General features: G+C 68.0%; 20 protein-coding genes. 4 read left to right on the forward strand and 16 right to left on the reverse strand.

Translation table 11 applies throughout. The features are described 5' to 3' along the window. Positions 1-371: 371 nt before the first annotated feature. Entirely contained in the window at positions 372-728 is a 357-nt protein-coding gene (locus tag KVS69_RS05365; RefSeq protein ID WP_068853704.1) for a DUF1304 domain-containing protein, read from the reverse strand. A gap of 29 nt (positions 729-757) precedes the next feature. Beyond that, positions 758-2,095, reverse strand: a complete 1,338-nt coding sequence (locus KVS69_RS05370) for an MFS transporter (RefSeq protein ID WP_217537415.1) — start codon at positions 2,093-2,095, stop codon at positions 758-760. Positions 2,096-2,239: 144 nt separating this feature from the next. On the opposite strand from KVS69_RS05370, the gene KVS69_RS05375 reads away from it, so the two are divergent. Further along, positions 2,240-3,832 carry a choline dehydrogenase gene (locus KVS69_RS05375; RefSeq protein ID WP_217537416.1) on the forward strand — a complete coding sequence of 531 codons (1,593 nt, stop codon included), beginning with the start codon at positions 2,240-2,242 and terminating at the stop codon, positions 3,830-3,832. A 27-nt stretch (positions 3,833-3,859) separates the two neighbouring features. Here KVS69_RS05375 and KVS69_RS05380 read toward each other — a convergent pair whose 3' ends face one another. Continuing rightward, entirely contained in the window at positions 3,860-4,039 is a 180-nt protein-coding gene (locus KVS69_RS05380) for a hypothetical protein (RefSeq protein WP_217537432.1), read from the reverse strand. Between KVS69_RS05380 and KVS69_RS05385 the strand changes: the two genes are divergently transcribed. After that, on the forward strand, positions 3,975-5,366 hold the full coding sequence (locus tag KVS69_RS05385; protein WP_095364335.1) for a serine hydrolase domain-containing protein: 1,392 nt from the start codon (positions 3,975-3,977) through the stop codon (positions 5,364-5,366). The two genes, KVS69_RS05380 and KVS69_RS05385, sit on opposite strands and share 65 nt — an antisense overlap. Before the next feature lie 234 nt (positions 5,367-5,600). On the opposite strand, the gene KVS69_RS05390 is transcribed toward KVS69_RS05385, so the two are convergent. The 7 genes from KVS69_RS05390 to nudE form a co-directional block, all read right to left on the reverse strand. Then, entirely contained in the window at positions 5,601-6,140 is a 540-nt protein-coding gene (locus KVS69_RS05390) for a histone (protein WP_068853707.1), read from the reverse strand. A gap of 839 nt (positions 6,141-6,979) precedes the next feature. Continuing rightward, complete coding sequence (gene gcvH / locus KVS69_RS05395; protein WP_217537417.1) at positions 6,980-7,375, reverse strand: glycine cleavage system protein GcvH; 396 nt, start codon at positions 7,373-7,375, stop codon at positions 6,980-6,982. A gap of 62 nt (positions 7,376-7,437) precedes the next feature. Beyond that, positions 7,438-8,550, reverse strand: coding sequence for a glycine cleavage system aminomethyltransferase GcvT (gene gcvT, locus KVS69_RS05400; protein ID WP_068853709.1), 1,113 nt, complete (start codon positions 8,548-8,550; stop codon positions 7,438-7,440). Between the two features lie 90 nt (positions 8,551-8,640). Beyond that, positions 8,641-8,964: a YnfA family protein gene (locus KVS69_RS05405; RefSeq protein ID WP_217537418.1), complete on the reverse strand. Its 324-nt coding sequence runs from the start codon at positions 8,962-8,964 to the stop codon at positions 8,641-8,643. Further along, positions 8,961-9,773: a nucleoside triphosphate pyrophosphohydrolase gene (mazG, locus tag KVS69_RS05410; protein WP_217537419.1), complete on the reverse strand. Its 813-nt coding sequence runs from the start codon at positions 9,771-9,773 to the stop codon at positions 8,961-8,963. Before mazG ends, KVS69_RS05405 begins: the two co-directional genes overlap by 4 nt. Before the next feature lie 11 nt (positions 9,774-9,784). Beyond that, positions 9,785-10,588, reverse strand: coding sequence for a 3'(2'),5'-bisphosphate nucleotidase CysQ (cysQ, locus tag KVS69_RS05415; RefSeq protein WP_184126776.1), 804 nt, complete (start codon positions 10,586-10,588; stop codon positions 9,785-9,787). Further along, positions 10,585-11,133, reverse strand: a complete 549-nt coding sequence (nudE, locus tag KVS69_RS05420; protein ID WP_068853712.1) for an ADP compounds hydrolase NudE — start codon at positions 11,131-11,133, stop codon at positions 10,585-10,587. Before nudE ends, cysQ begins: the two co-directional genes overlap by 4 nt. A gap of 62 nt (positions 11,134-11,195) precedes the next feature. Between nudE and bioA the strand changes: the two genes are divergently transcribed. Beyond that, positions 11,196-12,587, forward strand: a complete 1,392-nt coding sequence (gene bioA, locus KVS69_RS05425; protein WP_217537420.1) for an adenosylmethionine--8-amino-7-oxononanoate transaminase — start codon at positions 11,196-11,198, stop codon at positions 12,585-12,587. Beyond that, a complete protein-coding gene (locus KVS69_RS05430; protein WP_217537421.1) occupies positions 12,578-13,312 on the forward strand; it encodes a 16S rRNA (uracil(1498)-N(3))-methyltransferase in 735 nt (244 codons plus the stop codon). The genes bioA and KVS69_RS05430 overlap by 10 nt, the downstream gene beginning before the upstream one ends. Positions 13,313-13,370: 58 nt before the next feature. Here the strand turns inward: KVS69_RS05430 and KVS69_RS05435 are convergent, their stop codons facing one another. The 6 genes from KVS69_RS05435 to KVS69_RS05460 all read right to left on the reverse strand — a co-directional run bounded on the left by KVS69_RS05435 (position 13,371) and on the right by KVS69_RS05460 (position 24,776). After that, a complete protein-coding gene (locus KVS69_RS05435) occupies positions 13,371-13,841 on the reverse strand; it encodes a chemotaxis protein CheW (RefSeq protein ID WP_068853715.1) in 471 nt (156 codons plus the stop codon). A 34-nt stretch (positions 13,842-13,875) separates the two neighbouring features. Further along, positions 13,876-15,219 carry a chemotaxis protein CheB gene (locus KVS69_RS05440; protein ID WP_217537422.1) on the reverse strand — a complete coding sequence of 448 codons (1,344 nt, stop codon included), beginning with the start codon at positions 15,217-15,219 and terminating at the stop codon, positions 13,876-13,878. Next, the gene (locus KVS69_RS05445; protein ID WP_217537423.1) at positions 15,185-21,706 is read right to left on the reverse strand and encodes an Hpt domain-containing protein; all 6,522 of its coding nucleotides are present in this window, start codon (positions 21,704-21,706) and stop codon (positions 15,185-15,187) included. Before KVS69_RS05445 ends, KVS69_RS05440 begins: the two co-directional genes overlap by 35 nt. A gap of 94 nt (positions 21,707-21,800) precedes the next feature. Beyond that, on the reverse strand, positions 21,801-23,837 hold the full coding sequence (locus tag KVS69_RS05450; RefSeq protein ID WP_184126770.1) for a methyl-accepting chemotaxis protein: 2,037 nt from the start codon (positions 23,835-23,837) through the stop codon (positions 21,801-21,803). Positions 23,838-23,880: 43 nt separating this feature from the next. Further along, positions 23,881-24,411: a chemotaxis protein CheW gene (locus KVS69_RS05455; RefSeq protein WP_068853719.1), complete on the reverse strand. Its 531-nt coding sequence runs from the start codon at positions 24,409-24,411 to the stop codon at positions 23,881-23,883. Beyond that, on the reverse strand, positions 24,411-24,776 hold the full coding sequence (locus KVS69_RS05460) for a response regulator (protein ID WP_068853720.1): 366 nt from the start codon (positions 24,774-24,776) through the stop codon (positions 24,411-24,413). The genes KVS69_RS05455 and KVS69_RS05460 overlap by 1 nt, the downstream gene beginning before the upstream one ends. Between the last annotated feature and the right edge of the window lie 10 nt (positions 24,777-24,786).

Consider the following 24,786-nt stretch of genomic DNA (forward strand, 5'->3'; position numbering starts at 1 on the left):
CCGCCCCCGATGGTGGGTCGTGTGCGGAAGCAAAAATCAGCCACGCAGGGCGTGGCTCTACATGGTGCCGCTGGCAGGTCAGGTTCCCGAACAAATGCACGGAACGCACCAACGCCCGGTAACGCATGAAGAATGATCTGCGCGGCCGTTGATCTTCCTTGGCCACCAATCCACTGTCGAGGGTCGGCGGGGGTGGGTTTGCGGGACCGTAGAGCGCCATGGATGGCGCGAACGAGCCTACATGGACGTACTTGCGGCGTGTCCCGCGAACCCACACCCGCCGGCCCAGCGCGAGCACGTTCGCAGGCCTCGGCTGTTGGCTCTCCGCGAACATCGCACCGACCAACGGTCGGTACCTAGCGCAGGGGGAGTCAGGCCGGCACAAACTGCCAGGCAATCACCGCCAGAATCGCAGGCAGGGCCTGGATGAAAAAGATCCGCTTGTTGACGCTGTAGGCGCCATAGCACCCGGCCACGATCACGCAGCCCAGCATGAAGTTCACCAGCATCGGCAGGTGGTCGAACAGGCCCCAGAACAGGCCTGCGGCCAGGAAGCCGTTGTAAAGGCCCTGGTTGGCCGCCAGCACACGCGTGGTCTCCGCCTTCTCCGGCGTGTTGCGGAACGTCTTCAGGCCCAGCGGGCGCGTCCACAGGAACATTTCCAGGACCAGGAAGTACACGTGCAACAGCGCGACCACCAGGGTCAGGATCAGTGCGGTCCAGTACATGCGCAAACCTCGAACGAATTGGAAACAGCTTACTCCGGCCGCTCGACCGGCAGCTTCTTTTCTTCGCGCAGCAGCCCGAACGCCGCTGCCGTCATGATGCCCGCCACCACCAGCCCGCCGGCGAACACCGCATGCGAGCCGAACAGCGACAGCCCCTTGTGCACCCATGCGAAGGTCAGGTCGCCACCGCGGTACACCACCGTGTCGATGGCCGCGCCCGCCTTGTAGCGCCACTGCCGGTCCACCCGGGTGAAGATCGTCTCGCGGGCCGGCTTGGCCAGCGAGAACTCGCTGGCCCGCGTCATCACCTGCACCACCGCCACCAGTATCGGCAGCGGCGAGGCGGCCAGCACCGAGAAGCCGATGATGATCGCAAACCCCGGGATCAGCAGCGCCGGCGCGATGCCGAAGCGCGACAGCAGCCAGCGCGTCAGCCCCAGCTGCAGGATCAGCGTCAGCGCGTTGATCGCCAGGTCCACCCGCGAATAGAACGCCGTGCTCGCCGCCGGGTCCGTGTACAGCCGGCGCACGATCGAGGCCTGCTCGTTGTACAGCAGCGTGCCGATGCCCACCCCGAAGACCACCATCACTGCCAGCCAGCGCAGCAGTGGCTCGCGCGCGATCAGTTTCAGGCCGTCGAGCACCCCGCCGCCCATCGGCGCCTCGCCCGAGGCCAGCTGCAGCTCCTGCTCGCGTGCCACCGCCCACAAGCGCAGCCGCCAGATGCAGAACAGGCACACGCTGAGGAAGCCCGCCGAGACCAGCATCAGGTTCGCGATGCCTACCCGCTGCACCAGCGTCGAGGTCAGCGTCGGGCCCAGGAACGCGCCGATCGTGCCGGCCGCCCCGATGTAGCCGTAGAACGCCCGCGCCTGCACGTTCGAGAACACATCGGCCATGAAGCTCCAGAACACCGCCACCGCGAACAGGTTGAACACCGTCGTCCAGAAGAAGAACAACATGCCCCGCCCCGGCACCCCGCTGTCGAACAGCAGGTAGAAGCCCAGCAGCGTCACGATGAAGAAGCCGTACACCGCCGGCAGGAACACCCGGCGCGGGTAGCGGCTCACCAGCGCCCCGTACAGCGGCTGCAGCACCACCATGATCACGAACACGCAGGTGAACAGTACCTGCAGCACGAAGTCCTGCAGCGCGATGCCATGGCCGTCGAACCACGCGATCAGCGCCGGCGGGAACACCGTCTGCAGGTCGGCCGATGCCGCCATCGCCTCGCGCACCGGACGCAGCACGTAATAGCCGCTGAGCAGGCAGAAGAAATAGACGCAGGCCCAGAACAGCGGCGGCGACTGGCGCAGCGCCGCGCGCAGGCCGGGCTGCGCGGGCGCGCTCGGGTCCGGGGCATTCATGGCGCGCAGGTCCCGCACAGGCGGCGTGGCAGCGGCAGCATCGTGGCGATTCCGGGCAGCAAAGCGCGCACGGTAAACGATGCACCGCAACATCGCTAGGGGGCGACTGGCTTATGCTCGTGCCATCACCGTTGGGGAACGGACATGTACGACTACATCATCGTCGGCGCCGGCTCGGCCGGCTGCGTGCTGGCCAACCGGCTCAGCGCCGACCCGCACTGCCGCGTGCTGCTGCTTGAAGCCGGCCCGCGCGACCGCAACCCGTTCATCCACATGCCGGCCGGATTGGCGCGGCTGGTCAACAACCGCCGCATCAACTGGAACCTCTACACCGAACCGGAGCCGGCACTCGATGGCCGGCGGCTGTGGTGGCCGCGCGGCAAGGTGCTGGGTGGCTCCAGCGCCATCAACGCCATGTGCTACGTGCGTGGCGTGGCGGCCGACTACGATGGCTGGGCCGCCGCCGGCGCCACCGGTTGGGACTGGTCGCACGTGCTGCCCTGGTTCCTGCACGGCGAGGCCAACAGCCGCGGCGCCGGGCCTTGGCACGGCGATGCCGGCCTGCTGTCGGTGTCCGACCTGCGCCACCACAACCCGCTCTCCGATGCGTTCCTGGAGGCCGCCGTGCAGGCCGGGCACGCACGCAACGAAGACTTCAACGGTGCGCACCAGCTCGGCGTTGGCCTGTACCAGGTCACCCAGCGCGACGGCGTGCGCTGCTCCAGCGCCACCGCCTACCTGCGCCCCGCGCGCGGCCGGCGCAACCTCACCGTGCTCACCGGTGCCCGCGCCCGCGCCCTGAGCTTCCAGGGCGACACCGCCAACGGCGTGTACTTCCGCCACCGGGGTGCGCACCGTCATGCGCATGCGGCCGCCGAGGTGGTCCTCAGCGCCGGCGCGATCCACTCCCCGCACCTGCTGATGCTCTCCGGCATCGGCCCGCACCGGCAGCTGCGCGCGCACGGCATCAGTACCCGTGTCGACCTGCCCGGGGTGGGCGGCAACCTGCAGGACCACCTGGATATCTGCACGCTGGTGCACACCCGGCCGGGCGTCAGCTACGACCGCAGCAACCAGGCGCGCATCGCCTTCGACTACTTCCTGCGCGGACGTCGTGGCGCCGGCACCAGCAACATCGCCGAGGCCGGCGGCTTCGCCCGCTCGCCGTTGGCGCCGGGCGACGGTGCAGACGTGCAGTTCCACTTCGTGCCGGCCATGCTGGACGACCATGGGCGCCACCGCCTGCCGGGCGACGGTTACACCCTGCATGCCTGCGCCCTGCACCCGCGCAGCCGGGGGCGGATCCTGCTGCGCGATGCCGACCCCGCCTCCGCGCCGCGGATCGAGGCCAACTACCTGGGTGATCCGGAGGGGCACGACCTGGCCATGATGAAGGCCTGCGTGCGCATGTCGCAGCAGATCCTGGCCCAGCCGGCGTTTGACCGCTGGCGCGGTGCGCCGATATTCCCGGCCCGCGACGACCTGGACGATGCCGCCCTGGAAGCCTTCATCCGCGCCAAGGCCGAGACCATCTATCACCCGGTGGGTACCTGCGCGATGGGCCAGCATGCCGACGCCGTGGTCGACCCGCAGCTGCGCGTGCGGGGCGTGCAGGGCCTGCGCGTGGTGGACGCCTCGGTTATGCCCAGCCTGGTCAGCGGCAACACCAACGCCCCCACGATGATGATCGCCGAACGCGCCGCGCGCTGGCTGGGGGCCCCGGTCCCGGCCACCTGAACAGGGCGTCGACGACGACCCTCCCATTCAATGCAAAAACCGGGCCTTTTCAATGCGATACGCATTCATCTTCGCTTCGTTTGTGCAATCACGAAAAGCAGCGCTAGAATCGGTGCCAGCAGTTGCGCACGGGCCCCAAACGATGAAAGAGAACAGCAGGCGCCGACCGATCCGTTCGGCGGCAACCGGGTTGCTGGGCATGCTCATGCCCATCGCCATGTCGTCCACCGCACAGACACCCAGTGCGACACCGGCCGCGTTCCCCGTCAACATCGAGAACAGCGCCGCCTCCGCCATTCCGCACACCCAGCCTGCGGCGTATCGGGCCACCACGACCAATCCGAAGGTGCTGCCGCCGGCCGCCGGGTTCAACGTGGCCAACATTGAATCGATGGCCCAGCAGCTCACTTATGGCGAGCGCGTACCGGGCATGGCCGTGGCCATCGTGCAGGGCGGCCGCGTGCTCAGCGCGCGCGGCTATGGCGTCACCGACGTCAACAACCCGCAGATGGTCGATGCGCACACCGTGTTCCGGCTTGCATCGCTGTCCAAGGCGTTCGCCGGCACCATGGCCGGCCTGCTGGTCAACGACGGCACGCTGCGCTGGGACAGCAAGGTCACCGACTACGTGCCCGGCTTCCAGCTCAGCACGCCCGAGGCGACCGAGCGCCTGACCGTGGCCGATCTGCTCAGCCACCGCGTCGGACTGCCGTACAACGCCTACGACCGCGACGTGGAAGCGAACGCCGAGTACTACACGCTCACCCACAAGCTGGCCTCGACCTCGCTCAAGTGCCAGCCGGGCGACTGCTACGCGTACCAGAACGTGGCCTTCAGCCTGATCGGCGACGTGGTGTACGCCGCCTCGGGCAGCTTCTACGAGCAGTCCGTGGAACGCCGCCTGTTCAAGCCGCTGGGCATGGACGATGCCAGCCTGGGCCTGGCCGGCATCCAGGCCAGCTCGCGCTGGGCGCGCCCGCACGTGCGCAGCCGCAACGGCTGGGTGTCGCTGAGCCCGAAGCCGACCTACTACCGCCTCGCTCCCGCTGCAGGCGTCAACGCCAGTGCCAGCGACATGGCGCAGTGGCTGCTGGCCCACACGGGGCACCGCCCCGACGTGCTGCCTGCGCCGCTGCTGGCCACGCTGCACTCGACCCTGATCAACACCCCGGGCGAGATGCGCTCGGGCTGGCGTCGCGAGCGCCTGCACTCGGCCGGCTACGCGCTGGGCTGGCGCAACTTCGATTACGCCGGGCATGAAGTGATCTTCCATGCCGGTGCCGTACAGGGGTATCGCGGCCTGGTGGCGCTGGTACCCGAACGCGACCTGGGCATCGCCATCATGTGGAACGGCGAAAGCAGCCTGCCCAGCGGCCTGCTGCCGACCGTGCTCGATGCGGCCATGGGCCTGCCCGCGCAGCGCTGGCTGGACGTGGACACCGACTTCGGCAGCGACAACCTGATGACCGAAGACAGCACGCCGGCCAAGCGCAAGGGCGTGTCGTCGGATCGGGCGGTGGCGTCGCCGCGGTAAGCGTCAGCGAGCTGTATCGCATCCAGTGCAGGGCGGCCTACGGGTCGCCCTTTTTTGTAGTGCCGGCCGCTGGCCGGCTCCCGATACCGCCTGGGCCGACTGACAGTCGGCGCTACCGTCGGGATCAACGTTCGTTGATCCCTCGCGGGCGGGGGATTTTTTTTGCACAGCAAAAAAAAACCCCCTCCCGCTGGGCGCCGGGAAGGGGTTTCAGGTACGGCTATCGGGAATGGATCAGATCAGCGGTGCCGGGGTTGCCGGCAGGGCGACCGGTGCAGCCTTCTTCTTGCGGACCGCCGGCTTGCGCTTGGCGACCTTCTTCACTGCCTTCTTGGCCGATGCCTTCTTGGCGGCCGGCTTGCGCGCGGTGGCCTTCTTGGCAGTGGCTTTCTTGGCGACCTTGCGGACGGCCTTCTTGGCAGTCTTCTTGGCAGCCGCCTTCTTGGCTACCTTGCGGACGGCCTTCTTGGCGGTCTTCTTGGCGGCCGCTTTCTTGGCTACCTTGCGGACGGCCTTCTTGGCAGTCTTCTTCACTGCCTTCTTTGCGGTCTTCTTGGCGGCGGCCTTCTTGGCGACCTTGCGGACCGCCTTCTTTGCCGTCTTCTTCACTGCCTTGCGGGCAGTCGCCTTCTTGGCTGCCTTCTTTACCGTCTTCTTGGCAGCCGCCTTCTTGGCTACCTTCTTCACGGCCTTCTTGGCAGCCGCCTTCTTGGCGACCTTCTTCACGGCCTTCTTGGCGGCCGGCTTTTTCTTCGCAGCTTTCTTGGTTGCCATGGGATTGGCTCCTCGTCAGTGATCTATGGAGTTGAAACGCCCAGGTAAAGCAAACCCGCCGTTACTGCCGTGCGGGGACCGCCGTCGCGTCCAGCGCGTCGTGACGGATACGGAGATACCTGCCACAGGATGCCAGGCAGGTATCGAATGCGGGGTGCCCTTGCATTTCACCGGAGGTAGCGAAGCCGACTCCACCGTCTTGGGACGCGCGGCGGATGTTCTGGTTGTGCTTCGCGACTGGATGTCGATTCGGCTCACTCGTTTGGCAGGCAAGGTCTGCTGGGCGAAACCTAATCACGCTTTTTTTCACTGTCAACAACCCCCGCGAAAAAATTTCACATGGATGCCCTCCGGCGCACCTCGCCTGGACCCTCCGCAAGCGCTCGGCGACACCCCTTCGACGGTCGTTGTTTGCGTGCACGCATCCATCCGAGCGGCGATGCGTAGAAAGAAAAACACTTAAAAGAAGCACTTTCGCAAACTGCACTGCAGATGCACCCGCGCTGCAGCCCGCAACCGGCGATTGCGCTGACGGCATCGCAACGGCTTCCCGCACGGGAACAAAACAGGGGCAAAAACTTTTCACATCCGCGAACGCTTTTTGCGTCCGGATTTGCAGAACTGCGCAAACTTTTGGGCGGTGGTGGACGCCAGGTTCGTGCCGGTTGCGTGCATCCATGACCCGCGCGATGGGGGTCGATGCACGTCGATGCGACCATCGACGGCGTCGCCATCCATCACGCACGGATAACGCGTTGGACGTCGGCAACCGGACGATGCCGCGCGCAGGCAAAAAAAAACGGCCGCACAGGGCGGCCGTCTTTCCAGGCAGGCGAGGATCAGTTGTCCTCTTCCTCGAGCAGTTCGGCGTAGTCGTCCGGGTCCAGCAGGTCGTTGACCTCCTCCTTGTTGGACAGCTCGATCACGCAGAGCCAGCCGTCGCCGTAGGCGTCTTCGTTGATGGTTTCCGGCTTGTCGGCCAGCGCCGAATTGACCTCGACCACCGTGCCGGAGACCGGGCTGTACACGTCGGAAGCCGCCTTGACCGACTCGACCACCGCGATCGCCTCGCCCGCTTTTGCTTCGGCGCCAACTTCGGGCAGCTCGACGTAGACCAGGTCGCCAAGCAGGCCTTGGGCGTGGTCGGAAATGCCGATGGTGACGCGGCCGTTGCCTTCAACGCGCGCCCATTCGTGGGACTTGAGGAATTTGAGGTCGCCGGGGATCTCGCTCATGGGACTGCTCCGAAGAATTTCAGGGGGGTCAAAAAACGGGGGTAGTGTAAAACAACCGGTGCTCAGCTTTCGCCCAGCACGCCGGGCTGCGCCTGGCCTTCGCGCACGAACGGGAACTTCACCACGCGCACCGGCACCTGCCGGCCGCGGATGTCCACGTGCACCTGGCCGAGCTCGCCACCCGGCACGCGGGCGAAGGCGATGCCCTTGCCCAGCGTCGGCGAGAACGTGCCCGACAGGATCTCGCCGGTGCCGCCGGCGGTGGTCACCGCCTGGCCATGGCGCAGCACGCCCTTCTCGTCCATCACCAGGCCGATCATCTGGCGCGCGTCGCCGGCAGCCTTCTGCGCCTCCAGCACGTCGCGGCCGATGAAGTCGCGGCCTTCGTCCAGCGCCACCGTCCAGGCCAGCGCCGCTTCCAGCGGGCTGATCGCTTCGTCCATGTCCTGGCCGTACAGGTTCATGCCCGCTTCCAGGCGCAGCGTGTCACGCGCGCCGAGGCCGGCCGGGCGCACGCCGGCGGCCGCCAGTGCATTCCAGAAGGCGATGACCTGGTCCTGGGCCACCAGGATTTCGAAGCCATCCTCACCGGTGTAACCGGTGCGGGCAACGAACAGCGGTGCGCCGCTGGCAGCGGTGACGTCCACGGCGGCGAAGCGGCCCAGCTTCTGCAGCGCGGCGCGGTCGGCCTCGGCCACCAGGCCGGTGACGCGCTCGCGTGCGGTCGGCCCCTGCACGGCGATGATCGCCAGGTCTTCGCGCTCGGTCACCTGCACATCGAAGGCGGCGGCCTGCTCGCGGATCCAGGCCAGGTCCTTCTCACGGGTGGAGGCGTTGACCACCATGCGGAAGAAGTCGTCGGCCAGGTAATAGACGATCAGGTCGTCGATCACCCCGCCCTGCGCATTGAGCATGCACGAGTACAGTGCCTTGCCCGGCACCTTCAGTTTGTCCACCGAGTTGGCCAGCAGGCGGCGCAGGAACGGGCGCACCTGCGCGCCGCGCAGGTCGACCACGGTCATGTGGCTCACATCGAACATGCCCGCATCGGCGCGGACCAGGTGGTGCTCGTCCAGCTGCGAACCATAGTGGATGGGCATGTCCCAACCGCCGAAATCGACCATCTTGGCGCCGAGCGCGCGGTGGGTATCGTTGAGTAGCGTCTTCTGGGTCATGACCACAATCCGGGGGATGAAAATGCAGGTAGTCATTATCCCAGAACCGCTCCGTCAACGCCTGCGGCGGTGCGCCACGGTCGGCCCCGCCTAGCCCGCGCGCGGTGCGAACATGATCACCGCCATGCCGGCCAGGCACAGGGCCACGCCCAGCAGGTCCCAGCGGCCGGGACGGATGCCATCCACCACCCACAGCCACGCCAGCGCGGTGCCGATGTATACCCCGCCGTACGCAGCGTAGACACGCCCGCTGGCAGCCGGGTGCAGGGTCAGCAGCCAGGCGAACAGGGCCAGGCTGGCGGCGGCCGGCAACAGCAGCCAGGCGCTGCCATCGCGGCGCAGCCACAACCACGGCAGGTAGCAGCCGACGATCTCGGCCACGGCGGTAAACACGAACAGCAGCAACGTTTTCACGGCTTGGCTTCGGCGGCCTTGGCCTGTTCCCACAGGCGCTCCTGCGCCTCCAGGTCCAACCCGGCCATCGATGCGCCCGCGGCCGCCGCCTGCGCTTCCATGGCGCGGAAGCGCCGTTCGAACTTGTGGTTGGCGTGGCGCAGCGCGGCACCGACGTCGACCTTGGCGTGCCGCGCCAGGTTGGCGCAGACGAACAGCAGGTCGCCCAGCTCCTCCTCCAGCCGCACCTGGTTGTCCTGTACCGGACCGCGCGCGAATTCCGCCGCTACCTCGTCCAGTTCCTCACGCACCTTGTCCAGCACCGGCGCCGGGCCGGGCCAATCGAAGCCCACCCGCGCCGCACGCGACTGCAGCTTCACCGCCCGCTGCCACTCGGGCAGCCCGCGCGAGATGCCGGCCAGCGCGGACGTGTCGGCGTCGCCCTTGGCGGCGCGCTCGGCGCGCTTGATCGCTTCCCAGTTGCTGTTGACGTCTTCAGCCCCATCGACCTGCACCTGCGCGAACACGTGCGGGTGGCGGCGCTGCATCTTGTCGCTGATCGCGCGGGCGACATCGGCAAAGCCGAACGCGCCCTGCTCGCTGGCCATCTGCGCATGGAACACCACCTGCAGCAGCAGGTCGCCCAGTTCGTCGCAGAGGTCGTCCAGGTTGCCACGGTCGATCGCGTCGGCGACCTCGTAGGCTTCTTCGATGGTGTACGGGGCAATACTCGCGAAATCCTGCTGCAGGTCCCACGGGCAACCCCGCAGCGGATCGCGAAGGCGCGCCATGATGCCCAGCAGGCGTTCCAGTTCGGCGGGTGCGGACATCGGTGCTCCGGTCAGGCGGGAATCCAGGTACGCCACGGCAGGCGGGTGTCGCCCAGCGCGATGAAATCGCCGTTCAACAGCGTTTCGCGGCGGTTGTAGCGGAATGGTTTGCCGGTGGCGGCCGACAACACCGCGCCGCCTGCGGCATGCAGCACGCACTGGCCGGCGGCGGTATCCCATTCGGCGGTTGGCCCCAGACGCGGGTACACGTCCAGTGTGCCTTCCGCCAGCCGGCAGAATTTCAGCGACGAGCCCTGTGCGACGACCTCGATCTCGCCCATGCGATCCAGCAGTGCCTGGGTTTCCGGGCTGCGGTGCGAGCGGCTGGCGGCCACCTGCAGCGGCGGCAGCGCCGGGGTGCGGGTGCGCAGCACCGAGTCATGCATGCCGTCACGGCGATAGGCCAACTCGCCGCGCATGGCGTGCCAGGCCACCCCGCTGACCGGCGCCAGCACCACGCCGAACGCCGGCGCGCCCTGGTAGATCAGGGCAATGTTGACGCTGAATTCGTCGTTGCGCTTGACGAACTCACGGGTGCCATCGAGCGGGTCCACCAGCCAGTAGGCGCCCCAATGCCGGCGCACCTCCCACGGCACCTGCGCCGATTCCTCGGACAGGATCGGCAGGTCCGGGGTCAGCTGGCCCAGCCCGCGCAGGATCACCTGGTTGGCGGCCAGGTCGGCGGCGGTGACCGGGCTGCGGTCGGACTTGATCTCCACGTCGAACGGCGTGGCATACACCGCCATGATGGCGGCGGCGGCGTCCTGGGCAATGGCAATGACCGTTTCGCGCAGATCGGTGGTGAGTTTGATCATTCCCCGCGTTCCAGCCACTGGCGGGCAATGAACAACGCCGCCAGCGAACGCCCTTCTGAAAAGTCCTCGCGCAGCATCAGCCGGTCGAGCTCGGCGATTTTCCACGGCACCACTTCCAGCTCTTCGGGCTCATCGCCAACCAGCCGTTCGGGGTAGAGGTCACGGGCCACCACCAGGTGCGACAGGTGGCTCATGTAGGTCGGGGCCAGGGTCATGGCGCGCAGCACGTCCAGGCGGCGCGCGCCGTAACCGGCTTCTTCCTTCAGCTCGCGGTCGGCGGCCTGTTCGGGGGTTTCGCCGGCATCGATGCGGCCCTTCACCAGCCCCAGTTCGTAGCGGTGCACGCCGGCCGCGTATTCACGCACCAGCAGCACGGTCTGGTCATCCAGCATCGGCACCACCACCACCGCGCCGTGGCCACGGCTGACCAAGCGCTCGAAGCGGCGGCGTTCGCCGTTGGAGAACTCCAGGTCCAGGTGCTGCCGCTGGAACGGGCCGCTTTCCTCGTCCGTAATCTGGTGGATGGTGGGCAGCGGACGGGTCATGCGAACTGGCTCTTTGAGATCGATAGAATGCAGGCAGGTGAAAACGTGGCCATGAGCTCGAAATGCTAGCAGACCCAGCCCCCCTTACGTTGGCCGACCGGTGGCGGCAACGCGACCTGGCCGTGCTGTGGCACCCGTGCACGCAGATGCGTGAGCACCCGGACACCTTGCCGCTGGTGCCGATTGCGCGCGGTGAAGGCCCGTGGCTGGTCGATCACGACGGCCACCGCTACCTGGATGCGGTGAGCAGCTGGTGGACCAACCTGTTCGGCCATGCCGAGCCGCGCATCGGCGCGGCCATCGCCCGCCAGGCCACCCAGCTGGAGCAGGTGATGCTGGCCGGCTTCAGCCACGAACCGGCGGTGGAACTGGCCGAACGGTTGCTGGCGATCGCACCGCGCCAGGCCGGGCGCGCGCCGTTGTCCAAGGTGTTCTACGCCGACAACGGCTCGGCCGGGGTCGAGGTCGCATTGAAGATGGCGTTCCATTACTTCCGCAACCGCGGCGAGGAGCACCGCACCCGCTTCGTGGCGCTGGAGAACGGCTACCACGGTGAAACCCTGGGCGCGCTGTCGGTCGGGGATATTCCGCTGTACCGCCGCGTGTACGCGCCACTGCTGACCGAGGCACTGTTCGCGCCCTCGCCGGACGCCTACCTGGCCGAACCGGGGCAGAGCGCCGCTGAGCGCGCCCATGAGGCGGCTGATCGCCTTGCCGACCTGTTCGACCAGCACCCGGGCGAGATCTGCGCGGTGATCCTGGAGCCGCGCCTGCAGTGTGCTGGCGGCATGCGCATGCACGACCCGGTCTATCTGAAGCGGGCGCGCGAACTGTGCGATGCCAATGGCGCGTTCCTGATCGCCGATGAGATCGCCACCGGCTTTGGTCGTACCGGCACCCTGTTCGCCTGCGAACAGGCCGGGGTGATGCCCGACCTGCTGTGCCTGTCCAAGGGCCTGACCGGCGGCTTCCTGCCGCTGGCGGCGGTGCTGGCTACCCAGGCATTGTACGACGCGTTCCTGGACGACAGCCGCGAGCGTGCCTTCCTGCATTCGCACAGCTACACGGGCAACCCGCTGGCCTGCGCGGCCGCGCTGGCCACGCTGGACATCTTCGCCAGCGAGGATGTGATCGCGCGCAACCGCAGCACCGCCGAGGTCATGCGCACCCTGGCCGCGCCCTTCACCGACCACGCCCATGTGGCCGATGTGCGCCAGGCCGGCATGGTGGTCGCGTTCGAGCTGACCCGCAACGGCGACAAGCGCACCCCCTTCCCCGCTGGGGCGCGGGTGGGACTGCATGCCTACAACGCCGCGTTGCGGCGCGGCGTGGTGCTGCGCCCGCTGGGCAACGTGCTGTACTGGATGCCTCCCTACTGCGTGGAGGACGAACACCTGGACCTGCTGGCCCAGACCACCCTGGCTGCGATCGAGGAAGCTGTTGCATGCGCGTGACCCGTTCTTATGTGGAAGCTCCGCTGGCCGTCGGCCAGACCCTGTCGCTGCCCGAAGAGGTGGCCAATCATCTTGTCCGCGTGATGCGTCTGCGCGAGGGCGAAGGCTGCGTACTGTTCAATGGCGATGGCCACGACTACAGCGCCACGCTGGTGGAATCGGGCAAGCGCGACGCCCGCGTGCGGATCGAGGCCGCGCAGGCGCTGGACAACGAATCCACGCTGTCGATCACCCTGCTGCAGGGCATCGCGCGCGGCGAGAAGATGGACCTGATCCTGCAGAAGGCCACCGAACTGGGGGTGCAGGCGATCGTGCCGGTCAATGCCGAGCGCACCGAAGTCAAGCTGGACGCGGCGCGGGCGGAAAAGCGCCTGGCGCACTGGCGCAGCGTGGTGGTGTCGGCCTGTGGGCAGTCCGGGCGCGCCCGGGTGCCGGAGGTAGCCGCGCCGCTGGGCGTGCAGGAGGCGGCCAAGGGAATGCCTGCCGAAGCGCTCAAGCTGACGCTGGACCCGCTGGGCGAGCACCGCTTGTCCACGCTGGAGCCCGCGCCCGGTGGGGTGGTGATTGCGATCGGGCCGGAGGGCGGCTGGTCGCCGCGCGATCGGCAGGCGCTGGCGGCAGCCGGGTTCCAGGGATTGCAGCTGGGGCCGCGGATCCTGCGCACCGAAACCGCCGGGTTGGCCGCGATCGCGGCCTTGCAGGCGCGGTTGGGGGATCTGGGCTGACGCGTCGTCACGACCCACGGTCGTGAGCTACCGCATTTCCGGGGTGTCGAATCCCCGGTCAATTCACCGGAAGCGCCTCATCCAGGGCCGCTTCCAGCGCGTCAAGATCGGGCAGCAACGCGCTCTGTTCGCCCAGCAGCACGCGCATGTGCACGCCTTTCGGCAGGGTTTCTTCGGAGGCGTCGGCCAGCAGGCCGTCGCGCGGCACCGCGATCAGCTGCGGGAAGGTATGGGTCAGCAGCGCAAGGTACGGGCGATTGGGGTTGCCACCCAGCGCTTTGAGCACCACTACCTTGTTGTTGCTCACCACCGCGTCCTCGCCCTGGCCGGACAGGCGCGCGAACGACATCAGCGGCACGTCCCAGCCCTGCCAGCGGATTTCGCCGATCAGCCACGCGGGCGCGTTGTCCACCGGGGTGACCGGCACCTTGGACATCATTTCGGCCACCGTCGCATTGGGCAGCAGCACGCGCTCGCTCCCGGCCTGGATCAGTACCCCACGGATTTCGTCGTTGCTGGCGTAGCTCATGCGTCTGCTTCCTGAAAGTGATACGGCGTGGCGATTACTCGCTCACGCCCCAGCGTTCGGCGATGGCGGCGGCCAGCTGCGGCGGATCACCGGCGGCCATGCCGGCGGCAACCACCGCGTTGGCGGCGATCGGGTCGTAACAGCCCTCACCGGTCTGGCCCGCGACCCAGCCGCCGGCCACGGCCAGCGACAGGACGTCATCCAGCAGCGCCACGTCACTGCCGCTGAGCATCACCACGGCGCTGTGCGCCGGCGGCAACGCGGCCACCTGGATGCCCTTGGCATCCGCGGTGAAATGCAGGCCGCGGTTGTGCACGGCCACGCCCACGTCATCGGGCAGGATGTAGGCATTGCCGGCCAGCACCGGCTGGTCGGATTCGGCCAACACCACGGGCAACGCCGACACACGGGCCATCTGCTTGACCAGGTTGCCGTAACGGCCCCCGTCCAGGCGCATGTAGACCAGGATCGGCACCGCCAGCCCGGCCGGCAGCGCGGCCAGCAGCCGGCGCAGCGCGTCGGGGCCACCGATGCCGGCCAGCACCAGCACGGCGCCGGGTGCGGCGCTGCTGGGGTCGGCGTCAGCTTCCAGCTCGACCAGCGACAGGCGGTCGATGTCAAACGCATTGGCTTCGATTGGCGCGCTGACTGGCGCAACCGGCGCGGCAACGGGTACCGCGCTGTCTTCATCCACCAGCGACCAGCTGCTGTGGTCGCCCAGCGGCGCGCGCGGGACAGGCGGGGCCGAGGCCGGGACCGGCGGCGGCACGCTGGCCGACGGTGCGGCGACCGGCGCCTGCATGGCGGCCAGTGCTTCCTCCAGCGAGATCGGCTCGCTGTAGCCTTCCGGCGCCTGGTACAGGCCGTCAGGCGGCACGTCGCCGGCGGCGTCGAAGGCTTCGCGCACATGGAATTCCAGCGGCGCGTCGGCATGCAGTTCGGCAGGAGTCTGCGGCAGGCCGGGCTCGGGCTGCAGCAGGCCTTCCTGCTCGGCGCCCGGCGGCAGCACGTCCTGGTGCCCGTGCAGCTTGGCCACCAGGTGGCGCGCCCAGCGCTGGGCTTCCCAGCCTTCCCGGCGAGCAGCCAGTTCGGCTTCGTCGAAGATGACCGTCAGCGACGGCGAGGCCAGCACCGGGTCGAGGCGTTCAAGCGCATCCTCGATGGCCGGTTCCAGCGCGATCAGCACCGCGCCGGCGTCCGCGCCGCCCAGGGTTTCCAGATCCACGCTGTTGGGATCCTCTTCCAGCACCACGGTCGCACCGGCCTGGGCCAGCGCTTCGCGCAGGCGCTCACGCGCCGGGCCCACCCGTGCCAGCAATGCCACCGACGGCAGCGGGTTCAGGTCATTCACGGGCACGGGCGATCCCCAGCAGGTCATACACGTTTCGCATCAGGTCCAGCTCCTGGTACGGCTTGCCCAGGTAACGCTGGACACCGATTTCAAAGGCGCGTTGACGGTGCTTGTCGCCGCTGCGCGAGGTGATCATCACGATCGGCACGCCCTTGTAGCGTGGATCGGCGCGCATGGCGGTGGCCAGTTCATAGCCATCCATGCGCGGCATTTCAATGTCCAGCAGCATCAGGTCGGGAACCCGCTCTTCCAGGCGCTCCAGCGCTTCGATACCGTCGCGGGCGACGGTCACTTCGAAGTTGTGGCGTTCCAGGATGCGGCCGGTGACCTTGCGCATGGTCAGCGAGTCGTCGACCACCATCACCAACGGGGCCTGGCGGTCGGTTGCCTGCGCGGCCGGCGCGATCGGCTTGAGCGGGTTGGCCTGGTAACGGCGCACCAGCGGGGCGACGTCCAGGATCACCACCACGCGGCCATCGCCGGTGATGGTGGCACCGTAAATGCCCGGTACCGAGGCGATCTGCAGGCCGACCGGCTTGACCACGATTTCGCGGTTGCCCAGCACCTGGTCGATCGCCACGGCCGCACGCAGTTCACCGGCGCGCACCAGCAGCAGCGGCACCTGGTCCTGCCCTTCGGCACGGGCCTGGCCCTGGCCGACCAGCGTGCCCAGGTCGTGCAGCGCGAATTCTTCGCCGCCGTAGTGGTAACCGCCATTGGCCGATTCGAAGCGCTCGCGCGAGATCCGGCCGATACCGCTGACCGAGGCGACCGGCACCGCGAAGGTGGTCTCGCCGATCTGCACGAACACCGCCTGGGTGACCGCCAGGGTCTGCGGCAGGCGCAGGGTGAAGGTGACGCCCTTGCCCGGCACCGAGTGGATGTCCACCGAGCCGCCCAGCTGGCGCACTTCGTTGTGCACCACGTCCATGCCCACGCCGCGGCCTGCCAGCTGGCTGACCTGGTCGGCGGTGCTGAACCCGGGCGAGAAGATCATCGCGTCCAGTTCGGCATCGCCGAGCACGGCGTCGGCCTCGACCAGGCCGCGCTGTTCGGCGCGGCGACGGATCGCCTCGCGGTTCAGCCCAGCGCCGTCATCGGCCACTTCCAGCACGATTTCCGAGCCTTCGCGGCGCAGCCGGATGGCGATCTCGCCTTCCTCCGGCTTGCCGGCGGCGCGACGCTGCTCCGGGGTCTCCAGGCCATGGGCCACGGAGTTGCGCAGCATGTGTTCCAGCGGCGCGACCATGCGGTCGAGCACGTTGCGGTCCAGTTCGCCGTGGGTACCGTCCAGGGTGACGTGGACCTGCTTGCCGGTGTCCTGGCCGGCCTGGCGGACCACGCGGCGCAGGCGCGGCACCAGGCCGTCGAACGGCACCATGCGCGCGCGCATCAGGCCATCCTGCAGTTCCGAGCTGACCCGCGACTGCTGCTGCAGCAGGACGTCGTACTGGCGCGACAGATCGTCCAGCACGCCCTGCAGGCCGCCAAGGTCGGCTGCGGATTCGTTCAGCGCACGGCTGAGCTGCTGCAGCGTGGAGAAGCGGTCCAGTTCCAGCGGGTCGAACTTGTGGTCGACCTGTTCCTGCTCGCGCTGGTAACGGGCCACGATCTGGGCTTCGGTTTCCAGGTCCAGGCGACGCAGCTGGTCGCGCAGGCGCGCATTGGTGCGGTCCAGTTCGCCCATGGCACCGCGGAAGGCACCCAGCTGCTGTTCCAGGCGCGACCGGTAGATCGCCACTTCACCGGCGTGGTTGACCAGGCGGTCCAGCAGGTCGGCGCGCACGCGCACCTGCTCCTGCTGCGGACGCGCCAGGGTGTCTTCGTCAGTGGACGCTTCCAGCGGCACCGGTGCGGACAACGGTGCCGACGCAACCGCCGTATCGACCACCGCCGGGACCTCGACTGCGGCAGCAGGCGCGGCGGGCGCGTCTTCTGCTTCGGCGCGGCCGAGCGTGCGCGCTTCGAACGCGGCGATCAGGTCGTCCGGCATGGCCACGTCGCGGTGGCGACCGGTGCGGGTCAGCATCTGGTGCAGGCGGTCGAAGCCACGCTCCAGCAGGTGGACGTCGCTGCGGTCGATATCGGTACGGTTGGCGGCGACCGCCTCCAGCAGCGATTCGATGCCGTGGCCCAGGTCGCCGATGGCGTTGATGCCGGCCATGCGTGCGCCACCCTTGAGGGTGTGCAGATCACGCTGCAGCCCGGCGATCGCTTCGCGGTCCTGGGGCGCGGCGCGCAGTTCGCTGATCAGGCCATCGCAATGGTCGAGCAGGTCCTTGCCTTCCTCGACGAAGATGTCGACCAGCTCGCGGTCCAGCACGCTGAAGTCCAGCGAACCGGCGTCGTCGATTTCCTCTTCTTCGGCGGCCGCTTCGTCCGCCGCAACGGCGGCGGACAGCGGGGCGTCTTCCAGTTCGAACAGCGGTGTCGACGGCGACGATGCTTCGGCATCGGACAGGCCTGCTTCGGACTCGGCGAATGCATCGCGCTCGTCCAGTGCTTCGTGGCGGGCATCCAGGCCCAGCACCGGTGCGTCTTCGGCAGTTGCTTTCGCATCGGGACCGTCGACGATGGTCAGGCCATCGTCCAGCGCCTGCTGCAGCTCAACCGATTCGCCGAACGCGGGGGTCGACGGGATGACGTCTTCCAGCACCGCAGCGTCTTCGTTGTCTTCGATGGCATCCAGGCTGTACCCGGTGCTGTCATCAGCGGTGACCGGTGCGTCGGTCTCCGATTCGATCGCGTCGTGCAGCGCCTCGACTTCCACGGCTTCCAGTTCGATGGCCTGGATCTCTTCGGCCACGATTTCTTCGGCCACGACCGTTTCGGCGACGGGCTCTTCGGCGACGATGTCGAGCGGCTGCGACGGCTCTGCGTCAGCTGCGTCCCCGACCTCCACCGACTCCGGCAGCGTGTGTTCGTAGAAGCGCGACAGATCGTCCGCACCCGTCAGCTCCACCGTTTCCAGGCCGTGCTCGACGATGGGGGCTTCCACGGTTTCCGGCGTGGTATCGACCGGCGCGCTGGACGGCGCGTCGAACGGGGTCACCAGCTCGGCGTTGAAGTAGGCGGAAAGATCGTCACTGCCCGTCAGCTCATCGACCACCAGGGCATCGTCGGCGGTTTCGCCGGCGTCGACCAGCGACAGCGCGTCGGCCTCGACGATGGCCTGCTGCAGCCCGGTGTCGGTGCTGTCGTCGGCAACGGCGTAGCCATTGCGCTCATCGAACTGTGCGGACAGCGCGGCCAGCTCATGGGCGGTGACATCGTGCGCGGCCTGGGATGCATCGGCCTCCGCGTCGTTGTCGGCATCGGCAACGGCATCCCGTTCGTCGGCGTCATCACCGTCCAGGTCCATGCCATCGTCGGCAACCAGTGCCGGCCAACGTGCTTCGGGCAGCGTTTCGGCCAGCGCCTGCAGGCGTTCGGCCAGCGCAGCCTGCGACGGAATGCGCGGGACTTCGGCCTGCAACGCCACCATCGTGGTACGGATCGCAACGGCGGCAGCGGCCAGTGCCTCGACGCCTTCGGTGCCCGGGACCGCATCCGCCGCCAGCGAGCGCTTGATGAAGCTCTCGGCGTTACCGGTGACAGCGGTGATTTCCGGCACGTCGGTCATCGCGAACGCACCATTCATGGTGTGCACCGCGCGCAGCAGGGTATCGGTGACCGGTTGCGGCGCCGCCTGTGCTTCTTCCAGCCAGGCCTGCAGCGTGGCGTGGTGGGCCTCGACTTCGGCCTCCAGGATTTCGCGCAGCACCTCGTCGATGTTGGCCGGGGTTCCGCCGGTTTCCTCGACCGCCTCGACGGCCTCGACGTCGGCGGCTTCCTGCGCGACGTCGGCCACGACCACGTCGGTCGGCTCCACCGGCGCGGCGGCCGGAGTCGGCCGCTGCAGCGGCACATGGAAGGTTTCCTCGCCCGCGGCAACGCGGTCGGCGATGCCCTGCATGGCCTGCAGGTCCGCGCTCACGCGGCTGCCATCGCGCAGCGCAGCGTTGAGCTGCGGCAGCACTTCATAGGCCTGGGTGACCATTGCCACCACCGCTGGCGATGCCGGGCGGCTGCCGTCCAGCACGCGGTTGAGCATGCCTTCGATCTTCCAGCTGAACTCGCCCAGGGTGCGCGCGCCAACCAGGCGGCCACTGCCCTTCAGGGTGTGGAACACGCGGCGGATCGGACGCAGGCGGTCCATGTTGTCCGGGGCCATGCGCCAGACCGGCAGCAGGTTGCCCAGGTTGACCAGTTCCTCGTCGAACTCTTCGATGAAGACGTCGCGGATGTCCTGGTCGATGTTCTCGCCATCGTCCTCGAAGCCGGCGTCGATGGTGCCCGGCTCGTCAGCGGCAACCGGCGCGTCGACCACGGCAGGCGCCTCGACAGCCGGCGTAGTGGAGAACTGCGCGGCGGCGGCATCCAGCTCGGCAAGGAAGCGCGCGGATTCGTCGTCCAGCTCGATCTTGCTGATCACCGCTTCCTGCACGCCAGCGACGGAGCCCACGCCCGTTGCTTCGATGGCAGCTTCGTCTTCGCGAGCCTCGTCCTGGCGGGCCTCGATCAGGTCTTCGGCCGGTACGGCGACCGCTTCAACCGGTTCGTCTTCAACCGGCTCGGCCTGCTCCTGCAGGAACGCCGGCAGTGCCTGCACATCCAGCTCGCTGCTGTCGGTGGCCGGCGCGTCGTCGATCTGCAGCGAGAGTACGTCGCCGGCATTGTGCAGCGGCTCGTCGAAGGTGAATTCGATCGGCTCGTCGCTCAGTTCCAGTGCATCGTGTTCGGCGGCGACCGGGTCGAACCCGGTGGCGATCGGTGCTGCGGGGTCGGACGGCGTCGCGTCCACGCCATCCAGGGCGATCGGTGCGATGTCGGTTGCCGGCGCGGCCTGCCACGACGTGCCGACGCTGGCATCTTCCGCCAGCACCGGATCGAAGTGGGCGAAGGTGGGAGCGTCATCGGTACGCACCGGTTCGCTGTGCAGCGTCCACTGCGGCGCGTCCGCAGCGACCGGAGCGGTCGACGCTTCGAACACCAGCGTCGGCGCCGGCTTGCTGGCCGGCACGACGGGCGCGGCGGCAGCGACCTCAGGCAGCGGCTCGAAGGTGAAGTCCGGCAGCGGCGGTGAAGGCACGTCGCCCGGTGCCGGGGCGGCCGGCGTGACCGCCGTTTCCACCGGGGCCACCACGGGGGCATCCCATCCGGTCAGCTCCACGTGTTCCGGGGCAACCGGCAGCGCTTCAGCGCTGGCATCGACCGGGGCGGCATTTTCGTCCGGCAGTGGCCAGTAACGCAGCGTTTCCAGGCTGGTGCGGGTGATGTCGAGAATGTCGTCGCGACCCTGGCGGCGTTCGCGCAGGGCTTCGAGGTAATACTCCAGGCTGGCCATGGCGTCGGCCAGGGTGTCCAGCTGGCGGCCGCTGGGTACGCGCTGGCGGCCGATCAGCTCGACCGCGATGTACTGGCGCACGCCCTGCAGGTAATCGGCCGGCGTGGAAAGGTCGAGCATGCGCAGCGCGCCGGCGACCTCGCCCAGCAGGCGTGGCACTTCGTGCAGCTGCTCGTGGTTCCAGTTGGTTTCGATGAACGCGACGAAATGCTCGCGCGCGGCCGAGAAGTTGGCGATCGCCTCGTGGGCAAGCACTTCAACGGTACGCCGGCCTTCGGCCGCACTCGGATCGTCTTCGCCACTGCCGCCGGCGCCGAGGTGGGCGACCTGGTCGTCCAGCGAGGCATCCACGTACAGCAGCGCACCGGCGATATCCAGCAGCAGGGTTTCATCGATCTGCTGCTGGCCGTCGACCACGCCACGCAGCGCATCGCGCTGCTGCACGACCACGCCGCGGGCCACGCCCAGGCCCATCATGCCCAGGGTGTCGGCGACCGCGCCCAGTTCGTTGACCTGGGTCTGCAGCTGGGCCGGCTCGCCGCCCGTACGCAGGTGCAGGTCCAGTGCGTCCTTGATGCGCAGCAGCTCTTCCTTGACCGCATTGCCCACGGTGTCGAGCAGCTCGCGGTTGCGGCCGCTCAGGCTGCCACGTGCGTGGTCCAGTTCGGCCTCGGTGGCGCTGGCACTGTCCGGCGCGAACGCGAACAGCACGCTTTCATTGATCACCGGCGCGGCGCGCGCCAGGCGGATGTCATTCAGCAGCGGCAGCAGCACGATCGGAATGTCGCGGTGACCGTTCTGCAGGCGCTCCAGGTAATCGGGCAGCAGCACGCTGCCGCGCATCAGGGTGGCGCAGGCTTCGTCGCGGTCGGGCACTTCCCCGGCACCGATGGCATTGGCCAGCTGTTCCATCTCCTCGGCCACCATCGCCGGGGCATACAGCTCGACCATGCGCAGGGTGCCCTGCACCTGGTGCAGGTAGCCGGCGCAGAAGCGCATGCGGCTGCCATCGGCAGGGTCTTCGGCGTAGTACTCGAGCTCGTTGCGCACCTGGCGCAGGGTCTCGTCCAGCTCCGGCTTCACCCAGCCCAGGGCGGCGTGGCTCATGGCATCGCGCAGCGTGCTCATGCCAGGTCTCCCGGCAGGTGGGCGCGCATGTCGTGCTGTGCTTTATCGCGATGCATCATCTGCTGATTCCTTCCCTCTCCGCCCTGCCCGCGGCTCACGCCGGCAGCTTGAAGTCGGCAACCGAGCGGCGCAGGTCGGCCGCCAGCTGTGCCAAATGACCGATCGACTCGGCGGTCTGTCCCGCGCCCTGCGAGGTCTGGCCGGTAATCTGACGGATCACGCCCATGGTGCGGGTGATGTCCGACGCGGCCGACGACTGCTGCTGGGCGGCGATCGAGATGTTCTTGATGAGGTTGTTGAGCGCGTTGGACACGCGTTCGATTTCGGTCAGCGCCGTGCCGGCATCCTCGGCCAGGCGTGCACCGGACACCACTTCGGCGGTGGTCTGCTCCATCGAGCTGACCGCTTCGTTGGTATCGGCCTGAATGGCCTGGACCAGGTTCTCGATTCGGCGGGTCGCACCGGAGGTGCGCTCTGCCAGGCGCTGCACTTCGTCGGCCACGACCGCGAAACCACGGCCGGCTTCACCGGCCGAGGCCGCCTGCACCGCGGCGTTCAACGCCAGGATGTTGGTCTGCTCGGAAATGTCGTTGATCAGTTCCACGATCGAACCGATTTCCTGCGAGGACTCGCCCAGGCGCTTGATGCGCTTGGAGGTTTCCTGGATCTGGTCGCGGATCTGGTCCATGCCCTGGATCGTTTCACGCACCACGCCGGCACCTTCGGCGGCGATGACCACCGAGCGCTGTGCCACGTCGGCCGACTCGGCGGAGTTGCGCGACACCTGTTCAATGCTCGACGCGATTTCGCCAATGCGGTCCGATGCCGAGGTGATCTGGTTGGCCTGGTGGCCCGCCGCTTCGGCCAGCTGCATGGCCGTGGCCTGGGTTTCCTGGGTGGACACGGCGACCTTGGCCGACGTGTCGTTGATGGTGGTCACCAGGTGGCGCAGTTCGTCCACGGCGTAGTTGATTGCGTCGGCGATGGCGCCGGTCATGTCCTCGGTCACCGAGGCCTTGACCGTCAGGTCGCCTTCACCCAGCGAGCTGATTTCGTCCAGCAGCCGCATGATGGCCTGCTGGTTGCGGCTGTTGAATTCCACCTGGGTCTGGTAGCGCAGTTCCTGCTCGCGCGAACGGCTGCGCACGGTGCTGCTGACGAAGCCGATGATGGCGATCAGCGACAGCGCACCGGAGATCACGCCCAGCCAGAAGTTCGGGAACAGGCGCGTGTCGCGCACCGAGCCGAACGAGGAGAACGCCTCGAACAGCTTCTTGCTGTCATCCAGCATCTTGTTGGAGCCGGCGGTCAGCGCCGCGGCCGAGGACTGCGCCGAGAACAGCTGGCGCGAGCTGGCCAGGATCGCGTCAGCGTCCTGCTTCATCGTGTCCCACTGCTTCTGCGACTGCTCCAGCGCGCCCAGCGCGGCGGCGTTGCGGACCGGGGCGATGCCCAGTTCGTCATTGCCGTTGCGCAGCGCATCCAGCACCTGGGTGAACACCACGGAGTCGCGGGCCAGCGCATCGCCCGCAGCGGCCGCGTTGCCACCACCGGCGCGCATTTCGGTCACCCGGCGGGCCATCGAGCCCACCACCACGACCTGCTGCAGGGCGTTATACACCTGCGAGGCCGGGGCGCCGCTGGCCGACATGGCACGCACAACTTCGTTGAGCTGGGCCTGCAGGGCAGGCACGCCGTTGACGAAGTTGTTGGCGTTGCCGGCCAGGGCCAGCACCGCCGGTTCACTCGCCACCAGCTGCGCCGCGCTCTTGCCGAGCGGCTCCCAGGTCTGGGTCAGCTGGTTGAGCGGACCGGACACGTTGGCTTCGCTGCCGTAGCGGCCCTGCAGGCTGCTCACCGTGCTTTCGATGCGCGCCTTGGTGTCCTTGAAGGCGGTGAAGGCCTGGGCGTTGCCCGAGACCGCTTCACGGCCCTGGTTGGCCAACTGCTGGGACAGCACCTGGAGATCGGCCGCGCCGGTACTGGCACCGGCCAGGCGGCTGCCCTGCCAGGTGGCCACACCGGTGTTGACGCCGAACACGATCATCGACAGGGCCAGCAGACCCAGCCAGAAATTGGTTCCTACCGTGCCCAGCTTGCCGGCCTTGGCGGTTTCCGAAGAAGTACTCATCGTTCAACCTCGATCTTCAATGCAGTGAGGCAGGCTGCAGCGTTCACGCCGCGGCCTGCCTGAATTCGGGGGTACGGGACAACAGCGAGAGCGAGAACACGCCCCAGTCGTGGCCGTCGCCATGGAACGCGCGGTCGATGAAATGGGCGTAACGGCCGCTGGCCAGGTCGCCGCTCTCGATGTCCTGGTCCAGCTGGAAGCTGCGCTGGCCGAACAGTTCATCAATGGTCAGGGCAACGTCGCCGCCGGCCTGGCGCATGATCAGCACCCGCTGGCCTTCCTGCTGCACGGTGCGCTCGCCTTCCATGAAGTACTTCAGGTCGACCACCGGGAACAGGTTGCCGCGCAGGTTGCCCACGCCCAGCAGCCACGGCTGCGCGCCAGGCACCGGGGTGATCGGCGGCATCGGCACGATTTCGACCACCTCGCGGAAGTCCGAGACCAGGTGGCGCTTGCCAACCCGGTAGCCGACGCCGCGCCACAGGTCCTGGGCGAACTGCCGCTCGGGCAGCTGCACCGCATGGGCCAGGCTGCGCCGTTCGTAGGCTTCAAGGATGTCGAAGGGAGAACGCATCAGGACACCAGCAGTTCATTGATCTGCGCGATCAGGTCTTCTTCGCGCGGTGGCTTGACCACATAGGCGGCCGCGCCCTGGCGCAGCCCCCAGGCCTTGTCGGTTTCCATCGCCTTGGTACTGACGATGATCACCGGGATGGCCTTGGTCTTCTCATCGCGGTTCAGCGCGCGGGTCGCCTGGAAGCCGCTCATGCCCGGCAGCACCACGTCCATCAGCACAAGCTGCGGCTGGTGTTCCTGGACGAGCTTGATCCCGTCCTCGGCGTTGCCGGCCTCGAGCACTTCGTGCCCGGCCTTGGTCAACCATTGGATGAACACCGCCCGGTCGGTCGGTGAGTCCTCGATCAGAACGATTCGAGCCATTGTGCCTTTC

Origin of the sequence: Stenotrophomonas sp. GbtcB23 (assembly GCF_019091045.1) — a bacterium.
Lineage (GTDB): Bacteria > Pseudomonadota > Gammaproteobacteria > Xanthomonadales > Xanthomonadaceae > Stenotrophomonas > Stenotrophomonas rhizophila_A.

Bases quoted from the DNA above. Each gene is read 5' to 3' on its own strand.
- KVS69_RS05365 (WP_068853704.1), bottom strand. From the start codon at position 728: ATGTACTGGACCGCACTGATCCTGACCCTGGTGGTCGCGCTGTTGCAC.
- KVS69_RS05370 (WP_217537415.1), bottom strand. From the start codon at position 2,095: ATGAATGCCCCGGACCCGAGCGCGCCCGCGCAGCCCGGCCTGCGCGCG.
- KVS69_RS05375 (WP_217537416.1), top strand. From the start codon at position 2,240: ATGTACGACTACATCATCGTCGGCGCCGGCTCGGCCGGCTGCGTGCTG.
- KVS69_RS05385 (WP_095364335.1), top strand. From the start codon at position 3,975: ATGAAAGAGAACAGCAGGCGCCGACCGATCCGTTCGGCGGCAACCGGG.
- KVS69_RS05380 (WP_217537432.1), bottom strand. From the start codon at position 4,039: ATGAGCATGCCCAGCAACCCGGTTGCCGCCGAACGGATCGGTCGGCGC.
- KVS69_RS05390 (WP_068853707.1), bottom strand. From the start codon at position 6,140: ATGGCAACCAAGAAAGCTGCGAAGAAAAAGCCGGCCGCCAAGAAGGCC.
- gcvH (WP_217537417.1), bottom strand. From the start codon at position 7,375: ATGAGCGAGATCCCCGGCGACCTCAAATTCCTCAAGTCCCACGAATGG.
- gcvT (WP_068853709.1), bottom strand. From the start codon at position 8,550: ATGACCCAGAAGACGCTACTCAACGATACCCACCGCGCGCTCGGCGCC.
- mazG (WP_217537419.1), bottom strand. From the start codon at position 9,773: ATGTCCGCACCCGCCGAACTGGAACGCCTGCTGGGCATCATGGCGCGC.
- cysQ (WP_184126776.1), bottom strand. From the start codon at position 10,588: ATGATCAAACTCACCACCGATCTGCGCGAAACGGTCATTGCCATTGCC.
- nudE (WP_068853712.1), bottom strand. From the start codon at position 11,133: ATGACCCGTCCGCTGCCCACCATCCACCAGATTACGGACGAGGAAAGC.
- bioA (WP_217537420.1), top strand. From the start codon at position 11,196: ATGCTAGCAGACCCAGCCCCCCTTACGTTGGCCGACCGGTGGCGGCAA.
- KVS69_RS05430 (WP_217537421.1), top strand. From the start codon at position 12,578: ATGCGCGTGACCCGTTCTTATGTGGAAGCTCCGCTGGCCGTCGGCCAG.
- KVS69_RS05435 (WP_068853715.1), bottom strand. From the start codon at position 13,841: ATGAGCTACGCCAGCAACGACGAAATCCGTGGGGTACTGATCCAGGCC.
- KVS69_RS05440 (WP_217537422.1), bottom strand. From the start codon at position 15,219: ATGACCTGCTGGGGATCGCCCGTGCCCGTGAATGACCTGAACCCGCTG.
- KVS69_RS05445 (WP_217537423.1), bottom strand. From the start codon at position 21,706: ATGAGCACGCTGCGCGATGCCATGAGCCACGCCGCCCTGGGCTGGGTG.
- KVS69_RS05450 (WP_184126770.1), bottom strand. From the start codon at position 23,837: ATGAGTACTTCTTCGGAAACCGCCAAGGCCGGCAAGCTGGGCACGGTA.
- KVS69_RS05455 (WP_068853719.1), bottom strand. From the start codon at position 24,411: ATGCGTTCTCCCTTCGACATCCTTGAAGCCTACGAACGGCGCAGCCTG.
- KVS69_RS05460 (WP_068853720.1), bottom strand. From the start codon at position 24,776: ATGGCTCGAATCGTTCTGATCGAGGACTCACCGACCGACCGGGCGGTG.